Genomic DNA, 968 nt, shown 5'->3' on the forward strand with positions numbered 1-968 from the left:
CGACGGTGCCGAAGGCGCTCTTGGCCCAGGCGGGTGGGTCGAGCAGTACCAGATCGTATTGACGCTGCTCCAGGCGCGGGTAACTCGGCAGCTTCTGCCCCCGACGCTGGCTGATGGGCAGGCCGGCCAGCTGGCGGATTGCCGGGAAGTAGTCGGACTGGATGAATTCCATCGTCGGCAATTGCGGGTTGAGTTGACCGTTTTCGCGACCGACCGCCAGGTTGCCCTCGGCAAAGTCCAGGTTGCACACCTCACGAGCGCCACCGGCAGCAGCACTCAGGCCTACGCCGCAGGTGTAGGCAAACAGGTTCAGCACGCTTTTGCCGGCGCTGTTTGCCTTGACCCAGCCGCGGGTGTTGCGCAGGTCCAGGAACAACAGCGGGTCTTGCCCGGCATGGCGGCCGCGCACGCGGTAATTGAGGCCCCATTCGTGGCCGACCAGGTCTTCCAGGGCTGCGGGCTCGGCGCGGTACACCGTGTCTTCACGGTCGATGCGCGAGTTGCCCCGGGAGCGGTCGTTGTAGACCAGCAGCAGTTCAAGCCCCAGGTGCTGGTTGATTGCTTGATGCAGGTGCAACAGGTCGTCGCTTTCCAGCGACTGGTGAAAACTCTGCACCAGCAGTTGCGGGCCGTAGCGGTCGATTGTCAGGCCGCCGGCGCCTTCCTGGCTGCCGTGGAACAGGCGATAGCAATCGGTACCTTGTGCATGCAACTCGGCGAGCAGGTCCTGGCGATGATCGAGGGCGGCGCGCAGCGCCTGATTCAAGGAAGACATAGTGCGCGCCTTGCAGAGTAATTGGGGCGCGGGAGTTTAACAGTTATGGCTCCAGCAGGCCCATTCGCCTGTGGGCCCGCTGCACCGAACCATTGCGCATGGCCCAGCGCAACAACGGCGCGCTGCGCCTGACCCCGGCACGAATCATCTGGCGCTGGATCGGGCTTTGCTTCTGCCCGAGCATGTCGCTGGC

At 64.4% G+C, this 968-nt stretch carries 1 protein-coding gene and 1 pseudogene; both read right to left on the minus strand.

Going from position 1 to position 968, the window contains the following annotated elements; all coding sequences use genetic code 11:
• Positions 1–775: class I SAM-dependent methyltransferase (locus HX846_RS36810; protein ID WP_178967415.1), on the minus strand; the 775-nt coding region annotated here is incomplete at its 3' end.
• A 43-nt stretch (positions 776–818) separates the two neighbouring features.
• A pseudogene (locus HX846_RS36815) lies at positions 819–968 on the minus strand (histidine kinase); the annotation flags it as partial.

This window comes from Pseudomonas sp. K5002, assembly GCF_013386655.1.
Lineage (GTDB): Bacteria > Pseudomonadota > Gammaproteobacteria > Pseudomonadales > Pseudomonadaceae > Aquipseudomonas.